We start from the raw sequence: 14,945 nt of genomic DNA, 5'->3' as shown, positions 1-14,945 counted from the left end.
CCCCCGGCAGCCAGCCCCGGAGGCGGCCGCCGTCACCGCCCTCCGCCTTCTCCACCCGGTACCAGCGCGTCGAGGAGATGCCCTTCTCGTCCGTGACCAGCCTGCCGTCCGTGACGACGCAGTCAGCGGTGAGACGGTCGCCGTGCCAGACGCGGCCCGCCGCGTTGTCCGGATCGGCGTAGAGCGTGTACGGGTTCCTGGCGAGCCGCAGCGAGCACTCCAGGGTGCGGAGGTCCCGGCACGGCTTCTCGACGTTGTACACGCGCAGCGTGACGGCGCCCCCGCCCGGGCCCGCCGGCGGCGCCGTGCTCTCCCCGGGCGCCGGACCGGACGCCGGGGAGACCAGCCACCACGTGCCGCTGACGACGAGGGCCACCGCCGCCGCGGCGACCGCGATCAGCACCAGCGGACCAGGACGCCGCCGCACGGGCGGCGCGGGTACGACGGTGACGTCGTCGCCGCGCGTGGCGCGCACCCTCTCCCACAGGCCGTCCGGGACCTCCATCTCCGCGTCGGCGGACCGCAGCCGCTCGCGCAGGGCCCGCGCCGTCTCCTCGCGTTCAGCACGCATGCCGTTCTCCTCTCGAGCGGCCCGCGCGCTGTGGGAACGCGCCTCGCAGCTTGTCCAGTGCCCGTCTCCGGGTGAGCGCCACGGTGCCCCGGTGCAGGCCGAGGATCTTCGCGGCTTGGTCGATCGTGTAGCCGTCCAGATCGACGAGGACGACGACACCTGCCTGACGTACCGTCAACTGCCGCAGCAGGCGCACGGTTTCCAGCTCCGACGCCCTGCGCTCCAGGCCCCCGTCGTCCGCCTGGCGGCCGGGCCCCGTGGAGGCCGCGCCCGGGTCCCCCGCGAACTCGACGTCGGCGACGAGCACTTGGCGCCGTTCCCGCCGCCAGCCGTCGCGGAGGACGCTCAGCAGCGAGGAGAAGGCGTAGGCGTAGGGCTCCGGGTGGGCGAGGAAGCGCTCGGGCCGGGCGGCCAGTTTGAGATACACCTCGTGGACGGCGTCCTCCGCCGACTGGCGCGATCCGGCGAGCATCGCCGCTCTCCGGTACAGCCGGTGCAGCAGCTCGCAGAAGACGTCGTCGAACGAGGGGCCGGGTTCGTTGCCGGTGTCGGAAGTAGTGACCACGTGGCCTGCGACCCTCCGTGGTGGGTTGCCTCTGGGTGGTGTGGTGGTGCGTCAAGTCCGTCGTGCCTCGTCATGGTGCTCCCGGCCGCCCGGGCCCTGGGGCTCGGCTGCGCCCTGACAGGCTGGCAGTTCAGGGTCGTGGGAACCACCGGAGGCCGCAAGTCCGCCCGCTTTCGACCGATCGTCTCCCTGCGTCCGGTGCATTCGGTGCGTTCGCCCCTGCCTCGCTCCCAACCGTCCTCACAGCACCTTCCTCACAGCGTTCCGCTCTGCGTTCCTCCCCGGCCTTCCGCGCGGTTCCTCAACCCGGCCCGTCCTCCCCGGTCTGCGAGCCGAGCAGCCCCAGCTCGGTGGTGAGGTTGCGGCGGGCGGCATCCTCCCATCGCTCCCGGGCGTAGGGAGTGCGGAACAGCTCGGGCAGGCCGAGGAGTTGACGCAGTACGCCGGCGCGCCCCGCACGGAAGCGCTCCTCGGGGACGAAGGCGTACTCCCGGCGCACGGCGTCGGCGTAGGCGGCGTACTCGGCGGGGGTGCCCGCCAGCACGGCCAGGTCCGCGTCGCACAGCAACTCGCCGTCGGCGTCGCCCGGTTCGGGATCGTGCGTGACGGTGAGGCGTACGAGCCGGACGACCTCGTCGGTACGGCCCGTGCCGACCCCGGCTTCGAGCAGCGCGCGCCTCGCGAGAGAGGCGCTGCGCTCCTCGTTCTCGCTCCTGTCGGGGCGGTACACGGCGTCGTGGAACCAGGCCGCCAGGCGCACCGTGTCGGCGTCCGCGCCGGTCGAGTGGGGGGCCAGTTCGTCCACGCGGCCGAGTACGGCTTCGAGGTGGTCGACGCCGTGGTAGTGCCGCTGGGGTTCCGACCATCGGGCGATCAGGTCCTCGCCGTACGGCTCGGGCGGCGGCTCCACCTCGCCGTCCCTGACCCGGACGAGAAGAGCGCGCCATGCGGCGAGCAGCCGCTCGCGCGTGGCACGGGAAGCGGTTTCGTCGGTTGGCATGGCGTGATTCTCCCTCCGCCGGTGGGGCGGGACGGGCCGGGGCCGGGTCAGGCGCGGTTCCGCGGACGGACCCTGACGCCCCTTCCGGGTTCGGCCGGGCCGGCGGGCGGCTCACCGGCGGCGCGATGTCGCCTTCCCGGGAGATCGGAGGTGTGGCAGAGTGCAGAACATGTCTAGACCAATCCTCGAGGTCATCGCCCTGACACCCGACGACGCGCGGGAGGCGCAGGCCGGAGGGGCCGACCGTCTCGAACTGGTCGCCGACATGGCCTCCGACGGCCTCACCCCGGACCGGGAGACCTTCGCCCGCGTCCGCGCGGCCGTCGGCCTGCCGCTGCGCGTCATGCTGCGCGCGTCCACCGGATTCACGGCGGGGGACGACGGCGCGCTCGCCCGGCTCTGCGAGCAGGCACGCGGACTGCGCGCCGAAGGCGCCGACGAGTTCGTGCTCGGCTTCCTCGACGGCTGCGGGCGGCCGGACCTGCACGCACTCGCGGCCGTCACGGACGAAGTCGGCGGCTGCTCCTGGACGTTCCACCGCGCCATCGACCGCGCGGCCGACCGCGCCGGACTGCGCCGCGCGCTCGCCGGGCTTCCGCCGGGTTCCGGCGGCGACGAGGAACGGCGCGCGGACCCCGGGCCCGCGGCTGCGGGCGGTGCGGCCCCGCAGGGGACGGCGACGTGCAGCGCCCCTGACACCTATCTGACGGCAGGGTCGCCGGCCGGAGTCGACGCAGGACTCGACGTGCTCCGCGCGGAGGCAGCACGCACCAGGGCCGGTGAACCGGGTTACGAGGCGCGGATCCTGGCCGGCGGAGCGCTCCGCCTCGACCACGTCCCCGCACTCGCCGCGGCCGGGATCACCGCGTTCCACATCGGCGGTGCCGCGCGCCCGAACGGATGGGACAGCCCTGTGGACGCCGACAGAGTGCGGGCCTGGCGCCGCGAGCTGGACGCCACGTTGGAGGACGGCTGAGCCCCCGGCCACCGCGTCCCACTGCGGCTTCCGGGCCGCGGCCCGTATTCAGCCGCAAGGTCCCACCCGCCGGACCGCAGCCCTTGGGGCTCAGTCCGCGTCAAGCCTCCGAGGGCTCAGCCCCTGGCCGACATCCGCCCGCCCGCCTGCCCGTCTGTCCGCCCGCCGCCCGTCCGTCCGCTCCCGGTCCTGGCGCGTGATCGCCCACCGGTCGTGGTCCCGCCACTCCCCGTCGATCAACTGGAAGGCGGGGGAGTGCCCTTCGAGGCGGAAGCCCAGCCGTGCGACGAGCTTCGACGAGCGGGTGTTCTCCGGCTGGATGTCGGCCTCCAGGCGGTGCAGCCCCAACTCCCCGAACGCGTAACGGATCACGAGCCCCAGCCCCTCCGTCATGTACCCCCGTCCGGCGGTGGGCGCGTAGGCGGCGTAGCCCAGGGTGCCGCGCTGGAGGCTGCCCCTGACGATGTTGTTGACGTTGACGCCGCCGACGATGCTCCCGTCGTGCCGCAGGCAGACCATGTACCCCTCGTGCGTGGGCTCATCGAACCGGGCGACGTATCGGGAGAAAGCCTCCCGGCTCATGTCCCGCTGCGGCACCCACGGCCGGTGCAGCTCCGCGCTCTCCCGTGCGAGGGCCGAGAGTTCGGCGCGGTCGTCGCAGGTCACATGCCGTATCCCCACCCGGGGGCCGCTGAGGAGGAACTCCCGGTCCGCTGACGCCATCGCACGACGGTATGCCGTCGCGGGCCCGGTCGGGAGGCGATTCCGCTGCCTGCACCCCCGACCGTCACCCCGTGGTGCGGCGGCGGAGAGCGGTCGTCACATGGAGGGTGTCAGCACGACGAAGTCGGCGCCGAAGGGGTCCAGGCAGACGGCCATGCGTCCGACGCCCTCCGTGTCCTGGGGCCCCATGACGACGCTGCCGCCGAGTTCTCCGACCCTGGCGGCGGCGCCGTCGCAGTCGGTGACGTGGAAGACGGGGTGCCAGAACGGGTCGCCGCCGGCGAGGGCGAGGGCCTCCTGCGGGACCTGCATCAGGCCGCCGTGCATGCGCTCCTGCTCCTCTCCCGCCGGAGTGATCATGACGTACGTGGTGTCCGGGTCGTCCGGGACGGGCATCTCGCTGTACTGCCACCCGTAGAGGCGCTTGTAGAACTCCTTGGCCGCGCCGGAATCGGTCGTGTAGAGCTCGACCCACATCAGCGACCCGGGCTCGTCCACGCTCTCCAGACCCGGCGTCTTGCCCGGCTGCCACGCGGCGAACCGGCCGCCCTGGGGGTCGCTGAACTGCGCCAGGCGCCCCTGGTCGTCGACCTCGGACGGCCCCATGCGGACGGTGCCGCCGAGCCGGCGGACCTCCTCCGCCGTCTCGTCGAGGTCGGGCGTCCTGAAATAGACCATCCAGCCGGAACGGGCGTCCTCGTCGAGCGGGCCCACCGCGGCGACCGTCTTCCCGTCGTTCTTGAACAGGCCGTAGGCGTCGTCGTCCGGTCCGAACCGTTCCAGCGTCCAGCCGAACACTCCGCCGTAGAACTCCTTCGCGGCGGAGACGCTCCTGACGCCCATGTCGAGCCAGCACGGAGCGCCTGTGGAGAAGTCAGTGGTGATCATGGTGATTCCCTCCGCAAATCCCGGACACGAGCCGGTCCGTCCCCTGTACGGCCCAGCGTCGCATCGCGCGCCCGCTCTCGCGCGGCGAGCGGCGGGGGCCCGGCGGTGGCCGGGCACGCGCCGGGCGGGCCCCCGCCGGGTCAGGCGTGCGGAACCGGGCCCTGCGTGCTCTCGCGGACCCGCAGCACCGTGCGCAGCACGACGGTCTGCAAGGGCTTGCCCGACCCGGCGAGGCGGTCCTGGAGCAGTTCGGCGGCGGAGGTGCCCAGATCGTAGGAGGGCAGCTGGACGGTGGTCAGCGGGGGACGGACGAGAGACGCCCAGGGCAGGTCCCCGAACGACAGGACACCGAAGGCGGGCGGCTCGACGCCGGCCTCGAGCAGGGCCTGCAGCGCGCCCAGCGCCATCAGGTTGTTGGCGACGAAGACCGCGTCCGGGCGTTCGGGCAGGGCCAGCAGCTCCCGCATAGCGGCGTGCCCGCCCTCGACGCGGAAGTCGCCGTGCCGGGTGCGGTCGTGGATCTGCTCGTCGGACGCGCCGGCGTCGCGCATGGCCGAGCGGTAGCCGGCGAGCCGGTCCTCGGAGGTGGAGGTGCCGGCAGGGCCCGCGATGCACGCGACGCGCTCGTAGCCGCGTTCGAGGAGGTGGACGGCGGCGTCCTCGGCGCCGTGCCGGTCGTCGACGGTGACGGCGTCCACCTCGGCCGCACGCGGCCGGCGGTCGACCGCGACGACCGGCATGCCGCGCGCGACGAGGCCGGAGAGGTCCGTGCGGGTGCGGGAGGCGGCGGCCACGATGACGCCGGCCATCTGCTCGGCGAGCGCGACGTCGAGGTAGCGCCGCTCCTTCTCGACGTCGTCGTCGGTGTTGCACAGCACGACGGAGAGGCTGTTGCGCAGGGCGGTGTCCTCCACGCCGCGGGCGAGCGAGGCGAAGAAGGGGTCCTCCACGTCGGGAACGAGGAGGCCGATGACGCTGGCGCGCTGCGTGCGCAGCGAGCGGGCCACCCGGTTCGGGGAGAACCCCAGGTCGGCGGCGGCCTTGCGGACGCGTTGCGCGCGGTCTGCGGTGACCCGGCCGCCGTTGAAGACGCGGGAGACGGTCGCCGGGGAGACCCCGGCGGCGCTTGCCACGTCGCTGATCGTTGCCACCCGACTCCTTCACGCCGTCGCGTCCTCCGGCCGCGGGACCGCCACGGGCGATCTCCGGGCCCTCCCGCGGGGGACACCCTACTGGCGTGAAATGGATTTCAGAGGCTTGAGGCCGGTTTCTTCGCCCTGAGGAGCGCAGTGAGGACGGAGAGTAGCGGTCGGGAGCTGCCCGTCGGGCGCCGTATACCCGAGGCTCCTTGTAATCGATTTCTCGACGCTCGACGCTCGACGCTCGACGCTCAACGCTCGACGCTCGACGTTCCGCTCACGTCAGCCGGCGAGCCGGAACTGGCCGGGAGCGGGACGGAACGGGCCGGGGCCGGGCCGCGCCGTCGGGCGGGCTTCAGCCGGCGAGCGCGTCGGGCAGCGGTGCCGAATGCACCACGGTCAGCCCGGAGACGGCGCGGGTGAGCGAGACGTAGAGGCGGCGCAGACCCGTGCGGAGGTCGGGCTCGCCGTCCACCACGGCGGACGGCTCGTCCAGCACCACGTAGTCGTACTCCAGGCCCTTGGCGAGCGTCGCGGGCACGAGCGTGAGGCGGGAGCCGGCGCTGGTCTCCGTGCCGGGCTCCAGGTGCGGCAGGCCGGCCGTCCCGAGCGCCTCCGCCAGCGCCGGGATGCGGGCGTCCGCCGCGATCAGGCCGACCGAGCCCTCCTTCTCCAGCGCGTCCCGGCACGCGTCGACGACGGCCGCGTCGAGTCCTTCGGCCGGGCAGCGCCGCACGGCGAAGTCGCCCGGCGACTCGCGGACAGACGTCGCCTCCTCCAGCTCGGGCGCGATCTGCGGGAGCAGGCGGGACGCGTACGCGATGACCTGGCGCGGCACGCGGAAGCCGAGCGTCAGCTCCTCCACGGCCGCGCCGGGCTTGCCCAGGTGCAGCAGGGCCTCGTCCCAACTCGGCGTGGCCCACGGTGTCGTGCCCTGCGCGATGTCGCCGAGCACCGTCACGGAGCCGGTCGAGCAGCGCCGCCCCACCGCGCGGTACTGCATGGGCGACAGGTCCTGCGCCTCGTCGAGGACGACGTGGCCGAGCGAGGCCGTTCGGCTGACCAAGTCGGCGGCCTCGTCGACGAGTACGGCGTCCGCGAGCGACCACGGTGCGGACTTCACCCCCCGCCCGGGCTTCGGCCACAGCACGGTGCGCTGCTCCTCGTCGGTGAGGACGCCGTCCGCGTGCTGCGCCAGGAAGTCCGCGTCGGACAGCAGCCGCAGCACGAGCTTCGCCGGATCGACCGCGGGCCAGCAGGACTTGACGACCGCCTTGACGGCCGCGTTCCGCGCCACGGCGTCCTGCACGCGGTCGTCCGGGGCTTCGCCGGCCTGTTCCATACGGACCAGCACCGCGTGGGCGATCCGCTGCGGCAGCGCCTCCCGAGCGGCGCCGTAGCGGATGTCCCGGGCCAGCAACTCCTCGATGATCTCGGCGAGTTCGTACGCGGGAACGCGCCAGCGGCGCGATCCGCGCACCACCACGCACGGCTCCTCGGGCGGCACCACCCCCGAACGCACCGCCCGCCGCAGCACCTGCGCCATGCGGGCGTCGCCCTTCACGCGGGCGGCCTCGGCGCTGTCCGTCCGGCGTACGGGGACGTGCGCCACCAGGTCGTCGACGGTCGCCTGCCGGACGCTCATCTCGCCCAGCGCGGGCAGCACTTGCTCGATGTAGTGCAGGAAGGAGGCGTTGGGGCCGATGACGAGCGTGCCGGTGCGCGAGAGCCGCTCGCGGTGCGTGTACAGCAGGTACGCGACGCGGTGCAGCCCGACCGCGGTCTTGCCGGTACCGGGCGCGCCCTGGACGCACAGCGAGCCCTCCACCCCGGCTCTCACGATCTCGTCCTGCTCGGGCTGGATCGTCGCGACGATGTCCCGCATGGGCCCCACGCGGGGGCGTTCGATCTCCCGCTGGAGCAGCTGCGACGTCTTCTCGTCCTCGCCGGGGTCGCTCAGCCGCTCGTCCTCGTACGCCGTCAACTCCCCGCCGGAGTAGCCGAACCGCCGCCGCAGCTCGACGTCCTGGGGGTCTTTGCGCGAGGCGCGGTAGAAGGGCTGGGAGACGGGCGCCCGCCAGTCGACGACCATCGGGTCGCCGTCCGCGTCGTGGACGTGGCGCCGTCCGATGTGGAAGACGTCGCCGCCTTCGGAGCCCTCGGCGACGGCCGCGTGCGGCAGGTAGTCGAGCCGCCCGAAGAAGAGCGGTGTCCCGGCGAGGTCCGCCAGCGACTTGATGCGGGCCTCCACGTCGTTGCGCAGGGTCTGCGCGTTGACCCAGTTCGCGGCGACGTCCGCGATGTCGAGGGCCTCGGCCTCCTCGCGCATGGCCCGCAGCGCGGCGCGGGACGTGGCCAGATGGCGGCGTTCCGCGCCGAGAGGACCGGAGTCCGTGCCGGGCCCGTCGAGGGGGCCGGAGCCGGGTCCGTTCGTGGAGTCGTGCTGGGGCTGGGCAGGGGCGGACACGGTGTTGCCTCCGGCGGATACGCGGTGAATGTTCGGTGCTGATGTCCGCGGCGGGGGCAGCAGGTGCTGACGGTGCGTCGCGGAGAGGTCAGAGCACCGGCCGGTTTCCGAGCGGCCGGGGGCCTCCCGGCACGGGAGGCGGCAGACGCGGAATCCTAGCGGCGCGGCCGGACCGGGTGCCAACCGTTTTCCACCCGCGGAGTTATGGTCTGCCGCCGGAGGAGACGACACGCCCCGGCCGCGAGTGGGCCCGGGCCCCCTGAAGGAGAGTCGCCACAGTTGAGGACAGGGCTCGGCGCCTGCATCGGACGGAAGCCGCACGCGGCCGTACTGCTCGCCCTCTCCCTCGCGGCGTTCGCCGCCGTGTGCGCCGTCCACGGCCTTCCGATGGCGGACGTCCACGTCTACCGGGCGGAGGGGGAGGCCGTCTCCCGCGGCACCGACCTGTACGGCTTCACCGTCACGGCCTGGAAGCTGCCGGCGACCTACCCGCCGTTCGCGGCGCTGCTGTTCGCTCCCCTCGCCTGGCTCTCCTTCGGTGCGGCGAAGGCCGCGTTCCTCGCCGGCAACCTCGTCCTGCTGGTGCTGCTCGTGCATCTGTCCCTGCGCTTCACCGCCGTACCGGGCGGACGGGAGGTGCGCCTGCCGCTCCTGCTGACCGCGACCGCCGCCGGCCTGTGGCTGGAACCCGTCTTCCAGACGGTCCTCTTCGGGCAGATCAACCTGCTGCTGGCCTGCGTCGTCCTGTGGGACCTGGGACGGCCCGACGGCGCACGCGGCAAGGGCATCGCCGTCGGCGTCGCGGCGGGCGTCAAACTCACCCCCGCCGTCTTCGCCGTCTACCTGCTGCTGACGGGCCGGGTGCGGGCCGCCCTCGCGTCTCTGGCGGGTTTCGCGGGCACCGCGGCGCTCGGAGCGCTCGTACTACCGGACGCGAGCCGGGAGTTCTGGACGAGGCGGATCTTCGAGACGACCCGTGTCGGCAAGGCCTGGATCGTCGACAACCAGTCGTTGCAGGGCCTCGCCGCCCGCGTCGCGCACACCGCGGAGCCCGGCATGCTGTGGCTCGTGCCGGCCGCCGTCCTGGCGGCGGCCGGGCTGGCACTGGCGTGCCTGCTGCGCCGCCGGCACGGCCTGGAGGGCTGGGGCGTGCTCGTCACCGCCCTGACGGCCCTGCTGGTCTCGCCGATCAGCTGGTCGCACCATTGGGTGTGGTGCGTGCCGCTGCTCGTCCTCATCGCGGCGGAGCCGGCGGGACGGGGCGCCGCCGTCGCCGTGTACGCCGTCTTCAGCGCCCGCACGCTGTGGCTCGTGCCGAAGCACGGCACCCTCGACCTCCGGCTGCCGTGGTGGGCGCAGCCGCTGGCCTCGCCGTATCCGCTGCTGACCGCCGTGCTGCTCGCGGGCGTCGCGGCCCGCTGCTACTCCGCCTCCGGCCCTGCCCCGCCCCCGGACGGGTCCGGGGCGCCGGGCGCTTCGGGAGAACCGGCCTCGGCCGCCGGTTCGGGCGCACCGGTCAGCAGGTCGTGCGAGTCGACGATGCGGTAGGCGTAGCCCTGCTCGGCGAGGAAGCGCTGCCGGTGCGCGGCGAAGTCCTGGTCGATGGTGTCGCGGGCGACGACGGAGTAGAAGCGCGCCTCGTGCCCGTCGGCCTTGGGGCGCAGCACCCGCCCGAGCCGCTGCGCCTCCTCCTGCCGCGACCCGAAGGTCCCCGACACCTGGATGGCCACCGTCGCCTCCGGCAGGTCGACGGAGAAGTTCGCGACCTTCGAGACGACGAGGGTGCTCAACTCCCCTTCCCTGAAGGCGTTGAAGAGCTTCTCGCGCTGCCTGTTGGTCGTGTCGCCCTTGATGACGGGCGCCCCGATGTGCTCGCCCAGTTCGTCGAGCTGGTCGATGTACTGGCCGATGACGAGCGTCTGCTCCCCTTCGTGCTGCCGCACGAGCGCCTCGGTCACGCGGCGCTTGCTGTCGGTCGTCGCGCAGAAGCGGTACTTCTCCTCCGTCTCGGCCGTCGCGTACGCGAGGCGCTCCGAGTCGGTGAGGCTCACCCGCACCTCGACGCAGTCGGCGGGGGCGATGTAGCCCTGCGCCTCGATCTCCTTCCAGGGCGCGTCGAAGCGCTTCGGCCCGATGAGGGAGAAGACGTCGGACTCGCGGCCGTCCTCGCGGACGAGCGTCGCGGTCAGCCCGAGGCGGCGGCGGGCCTGGAGGTCCGCGGTGAACTTGAATACGGGCGCCGGCAGCAGATGCACCTCGTCGTAGACGATCAGGCCCCAGTCACGCGAGTCGAACAGCTCCAGATGCGGGTAGACGCCCTTCCGCTTGGTCGTGACGACCTGGTACGTGGCGATGGTGACCGGCCGGATCTCCTTCTTCGTGCCGCTGTACTCGCCGATCTCGTCCTCCGTCAGCGACGTGCGGCGCACCAGCTCCGACTTCCACTGCCGGGCCGAGACGGTGTTGGTGACGAGGATCAGCGTCGTGGCCTGCGCCTGCGCCATCGCCCCCGCGCCGACGAGCGTCTTGCCCGCACCGCAGGGCAGGACGACGACGCCGGAGCCGCCGTGCCAGAAGTTCTCCACGGCCTGCTGCTGGTACGGGCGCAGCGCCCAGTCCTCCTCCCGCAGCGCGATCGGGTGCGCCTCGCCGTCGACGTAGCCGGCGAGGTCCTCCGCGGGCCAGCCCAGCTTGAGCAGCACCTGCTTGATCTGGCCGCGCTCCGAGGGGTGCACGACGACGGTGTCCGGGTCGACGCGTTCGCCGACGAGCGGCTGCACTTTCTTCGAGCGCAGCACCTCCTCCAGCACCGGCCGGTCGCTGCTCTCCAGGACCAGGCCGTGCGCGGGGTGCTTCAGCAGCCGCAGCCGCCCGTACCGGGCCATCGTCTCGGCGACGTCGACGAGCAGGGCGTGCGGTACGGGGTAGCGGGCGTACGCCACGAGAGCGTCGACGACCTGCTCGGCGTCATGCCCCGCGGCCCGCGCGTTCCACAGGCCGAGCGGGGTGAGGCGGTAGGTGTGGATGTGCTCGGGCGCCCGCTCCAGCTCCGCGAAGGGGGCGATGGCGCGGCGGCACTCGTCCGCCTGCTCGTGGTCGACCTCCAGAAGCAGCGTCTTGTCGCTCTGGACGATCAGGGGACCACCGTTCACGCGCGTTTCCTCCGTCTCGCGACTGCGGGAGATGCGGTCGGGCGGCCGTCGGGCGGCCGGCTCCGGCACACGGGTCAATCGTCCAGTGTGCCCCATGAGCGCATTTCGGTGTCGTGGCGGCTGCGCACGGCCACACGGGCGCCTGCCGTGCGTGTGGCCTCGCGCAAAGCTCCGAGGTCTATACGGTAATACGCCCAAACACGAGGTGTAGTGGTCCGTGTGAGATGCGTGACCACGAGACCGTGTCCGGGGCGCGCCGGAGAGAACTGACGAAGGAGAGCACCGGGATGGCGACGAAAGTTGCGGTAACCGGGCACATGGAGCTGTCCGAGGAGACGGTGCCGCTGGTACGTGCGGAACTGGAGCGGCTGCTGCGCATGTTCGAGCCGTCGGGACTCGTGGGACTGTCCTGCGTGGCGCCGGGCGCCGACTCGCTGTTCGCCGAGTCCGTGCTCGCGGCGGGCGGCCGGCTCGTGGCGGTGCTGCCCAGCAGGGACTACCGGACGGCGACCGTGAAGTCCGACCACGCGGAGACCTACGACCGCCTCACCGCCGCCGCGGACGAAGTGCTGGTGCTCCCGTTCGAGACGGCGAGCCGCGAGGCGTACGAGGCCGCCAACGCGGTCCTGCTGGAGCGCGCCGACCGGCTGGTGGCGATCTGGGACGGCCAGCCGAACGCGCTGGAGAAGGCGGGGACGATGGCCGACATCGTCAGCGGGGCGCGCGGCGCCGGCCTCGCCGTCGACGTGGTGTGGCCCGCGGGGGCGTCCCGGCAGACCGCGACGGCCGCGGGCTGAACAGGGGCGGGCCCGCCGGCCGTCAGTTGTCGGCCAGTTCGGCCGCGCCCGTGATGCGGTGCAGCGGGTACGTGCGCACCTCGTCGGCGGTGTGGTCGTAGGCGGTGACGAAGCCGCCCTCGACGCGCACCGGCGCGATCACCCGCTGGCTCGCGGCCCCGTCCGCGTTGACGTAGCCGATCCACACCGCGTCGCCGGAGAGCACGGCCGACTGCATCGTGGCGATCGTGTCCGCCGAGGTCGTGCGGGGCGGTTCGCCTCCCTGCGAGCGCGGGCGCGGGGCGCGTCCGGACGGCTGCCGCGGCTTGTGCTCGGCCGTGGCCGCGTGGTCCCCGGCGCGGATCGCCCGTACGGCGGCGGTGAGCAGCGCGGTGTCGGGTACCGGGGGGCCGTCGGGAACGGGGTCCGGTGCCGAGCGCGGAGGTGTGCGGCGCACGTCGGCGCGCGCGATCATCACGTCCCCCTCGGCGGACTCGGCGGCCGGGGCGTAGCCCATCTCCCGCAGTTTCGCCAGGAGTTGGTCGGGCGGCAGGGGCGAGGCGAGGACGGTCGGGGCGAGCTGCCGCGGACGCAGCGCCGCGGACCGCTTGTCCGCCATGATCTCGTTCAGCAGCGCCTCGTCGTCGCAGCGCACGTACGAGGAGGCGGCGCCGACGCGGAGCCTGCCGTGTCTGCGCGCGACGTCGTCGACGAGGTAGCTCAGCGGCTGCGGCACGGGCGTGCGGGAATGGGCGGCGAGGAAGGCGTGCACGTCCGAGGCCGTCCGTCCCGCGTCGAGTGCGCGGCGGACGGAGCCGGGGGTGAACCGGTAGACGGTGGCGCCGCCCTTGGACTCGACGTCGGCGAGGACGTTGAGCATCGCCGCGAGGGGGCGCTCCAGCGGGCCGGGTGCGACCGCGGTCAGGTCGGCCTGGAGCAGGATGTGGTCCAGCGGCTCCGGCAGCAGGGGCGCCAGCAGGGCGGCGGCCTCCGAGGCCGTGGCCTCCAGGGCCGCCACCTCCGAGGCGGTGCGGGCACCGGCGCCGGCTTCCGTGGAGAGCAGGACGCGGGCGTACGAGGCGAGTGCGCCGCGCCCCGTCAGACCGAGCAACTCCGCCTCGTGCAGAACCGATTCGGCCAGTTGTGTGCGCATATCGGCCGGTACCGGCTCCTCGGAGGCCCCTGCCGGCGGGGGCGTCTCCGTGCCCGGCGGCGGCGCCGAGCCCCCGCGCAGCGGGTGCTCCCACCGGAGCCGCGCGAGCACCGAGTGCTGCGCGGGCACGGCGCCGGGCGCGAGGGTGGTGAGCAGCGTCAGGGTGCGGCGCCGCACGTCCGCGGTCAGCCCGCGGTCGAGGCCCTGGCCGAGCGCGGCCAGCGCGCGGCCCTTCGCGTCCCGCGCTCCCACGAGGGCGGGCACGCGGGTGCCGGTGAGCCAGCGGACGACGATGTGCGCCCACCGTTCGTGCGTCGGCCGGCGCAGCCAGTCGTCGTACGCGGGAGTGGGGGCGTAGACCTCGTCGGCCTCGCCGTCCGGGGCCAGGAGGCCCGCCGCGTAGGCGAGTTCGATCCAGAAGGCCGCGACGGGCTCGGGCACGTCGAGGACGACGGCGGTGCGCTTGAGGTCGCGTACGCCGAGACCGCCGGAGCGCAGCACGGAGGGCGGGTCCGACTCCCAGTCGGCCAGCAGGTCCTCCAGGGTGCCCAGGGCGGAGAGGACCTGGCCGGCCGCCGTGGCGTCGACCGTCTCCGGGGGGTGCTCGCGGCGCGGCATCAGCGGAGGCGGCACCGGCTCGACGTCGCGGTGCGCCCGGCCCGCGCGCAGGTGCAGCGCGACCTCGCGGGGGAGCACGACCGTGCGGGCCGAGGAGCGCACGAGGAGGGCGCGGTCGAGGAGCCAGGTCACCGGCGGCGACGGGCGGTCCGCGTGGACGGAGCCGTAGGGCGGGCCCCAGCGCAGCTTGTCGAGCATGAGCAGCGACTCGGGCGGCGCCTCGTCCAGGAGCCCCGCCATGCGGGCACGGTCGGTGAAGAGGTCCGTCAGCGCGGCCAGGGCGCTTACCGGGTCGTGGGTGGGGCCCAGTCCCGCGTTGGCGAGGATGTCCTGCAGCCGTCCCGGCGACATGCCCGACGTGGCTTCGGCGAGGGTCGGGCCCAGGCCGGTGGGCGAGGGCGCGGACGGGCTGGGCGTCAGCAGTTCGCGCGCCGTCCTCACGAGGCGGAGGCGGTCGTCGCCGCCCCACAGCAGGGCCTGCGCCCGCAGGGTGCGCAGCGCGCGCGGCAGCTCGCCCGCCACGTGCCGTGCGGGATCACCGGGCCCTTCCACGCGGTCGGGGTCGCCGCGCAGGAGGCCCAGAAGCGTCTCGTACGGGCAGGGGTCGGGTGCGACGGCGACGGCCTCCGCGGTCTGCAGCGCGAAGCGGTCCAGCCGTTCGACGGCCCGTACGACGGAGGCCCGGGTTCCGGCGCGGGTGGCCAGCTGCGTGAGGTCGTTGGGCACCGGGGAGAGCAGGTCCGGGCGGATGCGCAGCAGCTCTGCGAGCGCGCTGTCGTCGCGGGCGCGCAGGTCGTCGGCGAGCGTACGGGGAGCGGCCGTGCCGCCGTTCTGCTCGGGGCTCATCCACACCACGTTAGGGCACGTCGTTTGGATCTTCGCGGGCTCGCGACGCCCAGCACGCCCATCTGCTGCGT

Annotated in this window: 11 protein-coding genes and 1 pseudogene; 3 read left to right on the top strand and 9 right to left on the bottom strand. The window is 73.8% G+C overall.

All coding sequences use genetic code 11. The annotated features are described in order from the left end of the window. The 3 genes from H181DRAFT_RS27415 to H181DRAFT_RS27405 form a co-directional block, all read right to left on the bottom strand. On the bottom strand, positions 1-571 hold a 571-nt coding region (locus H181DRAFT_RS27415), incomplete at its 3' end, for a hypothetical protein (protein ID WP_045867130.1). Next, a complete protein-coding gene (locus H181DRAFT_RS27410) occupies positions 561-1,136 on the bottom strand; it encodes an RNA polymerase sigma factor (protein ID WP_074468073.1) in 576 nt (191 codons plus the stop codon). The genes H181DRAFT_RS27415 and H181DRAFT_RS27410, both read right to left, overlap by 11 nt. A 301-nt stretch (positions 1,137-1,437) precedes the next feature. Then, positions 1,438-2,136: an HD domain-containing protein gene (locus tag H181DRAFT_RS27405; RefSeq protein ID WP_045867129.1), complete on the bottom strand. Its 699-nt coding sequence runs from the start codon at positions 2,134-2,136 to the stop codon at positions 1,438-1,440. Between the two features lie 169 nt (positions 2,137-2,305). Here H181DRAFT_RS27405 and H181DRAFT_RS27400 point away from each other — a divergent pair, with 169 nt between their 5' ends. Continuing rightward, a complete protein-coding gene (locus tag H181DRAFT_RS27400) occupies positions 2,306-3,112 on the top strand; it encodes a copper homeostasis protein CutC (protein WP_045867149.1) in 807 nt (268 codons plus the stop codon). A 90-nt stretch (positions 3,113-3,202) separates the two neighbouring features. Here the strand turns inward: H181DRAFT_RS27400 and H181DRAFT_RS27395 are convergent, their stop codons facing one another. From H181DRAFT_RS27395 to H181DRAFT_RS27380, 4 genes are all read right to left on the bottom strand, one after another. Next, positions 3,203-3,835, bottom strand: a complete 633-nt coding sequence (locus H181DRAFT_RS27395; RefSeq protein ID WP_045867128.1) for a GNAT family N-acetyltransferase — start codon at positions 3,833-3,835, stop codon at positions 3,203-3,205. 96 nt (positions 3,836-3,931) lie between these two features. Beyond that, positions 3,932-4,723, bottom strand: coding sequence for a VOC family protein (locus tag H181DRAFT_RS27390; protein WP_045867127.1), 792 nt, complete (start codon positions 4,721-4,723; stop codon positions 3,932-3,934). 140 nt (positions 4,724-4,863) lie between these two features. Next, a complete protein-coding gene (locus tag H181DRAFT_RS27385) occupies positions 4,864-5,874 on the bottom strand; it encodes a LacI family DNA-binding transcriptional regulator (protein WP_045867126.1) in 1,011 nt (336 codons plus the stop codon). Between the two features lie 343 nt (positions 5,875-6,217). Further along, positions 6,218-8,221, bottom strand: a complete 2,004-nt coding sequence (locus tag H181DRAFT_RS27380) for a HelD family protein (RefSeq protein WP_254666988.1) — start codon at positions 8,219-8,221, stop codon at positions 6,218-6,220. Between the two features lie 438 nt (positions 8,222-8,659). On the opposite strand from H181DRAFT_RS27380, the pseudogene H181DRAFT_RS27375 reads away from it, so the two are divergent. Continuing rightward, positions 8,660-9,733: pseudogene (locus H181DRAFT_RS27375) on the top strand (glycosyltransferase 87 family protein); the annotation flags it as partial. Between the two features lie 17 nt (positions 9,734-9,750). Here H181DRAFT_RS27375 and H181DRAFT_RS27370 read toward each other — a convergent pair. Continuing rightward, a complete protein-coding gene (locus tag H181DRAFT_RS27370; protein WP_045867124.1) occupies positions 9,751-11,481 on the bottom strand; it encodes a DNA repair helicase XPB in 1,731 nt (576 codons plus the stop codon). Positions 11,482-11,768: 287 nt separating this feature from the next. Here H181DRAFT_RS27370 and H181DRAFT_RS27365 point away from each other — a divergent pair, with 287 nt between their 5' ends. Then, positions 11,769-12,278 (top strand): hypothetical protein, encoded by a 510-nt coding sequence (locus H181DRAFT_RS27365; protein WP_045867148.1) that lies wholly within the window; start codon positions 11,769-11,771, stop codon positions 12,276-12,278. Positions 12,279-12,300: 22 nt separating this feature from the next. Here the strand turns inward: H181DRAFT_RS27365 and H181DRAFT_RS27360 are convergent, their stop codons facing one another. Next, positions 12,301-14,874: a helicase-associated domain-containing protein gene (locus H181DRAFT_RS27360; RefSeq protein ID WP_045867147.1), complete on the bottom strand. Its 2,574-nt coding sequence runs from the start codon at positions 14,872-14,874 to the stop codon at positions 12,301-12,303. Positions 14,875-14,945 lie beyond the last annotated feature (71 nt).

This window comes from Streptomyces sp. WMMB 714 (genome assembly GCF_900090125.1).
In the GTDB taxonomy this organism is placed as follows: Bacteria; Actinomycetota; Actinomycetes; order Streptomycetales; family Streptomycetaceae; genus Streptomyces; species Streptomyces daqingensis.
The sequence above is the reverse complement of the archived record's forward strand: the minus strand, read 5'-3'. Positions and strand labels throughout refer to the sequence as shown.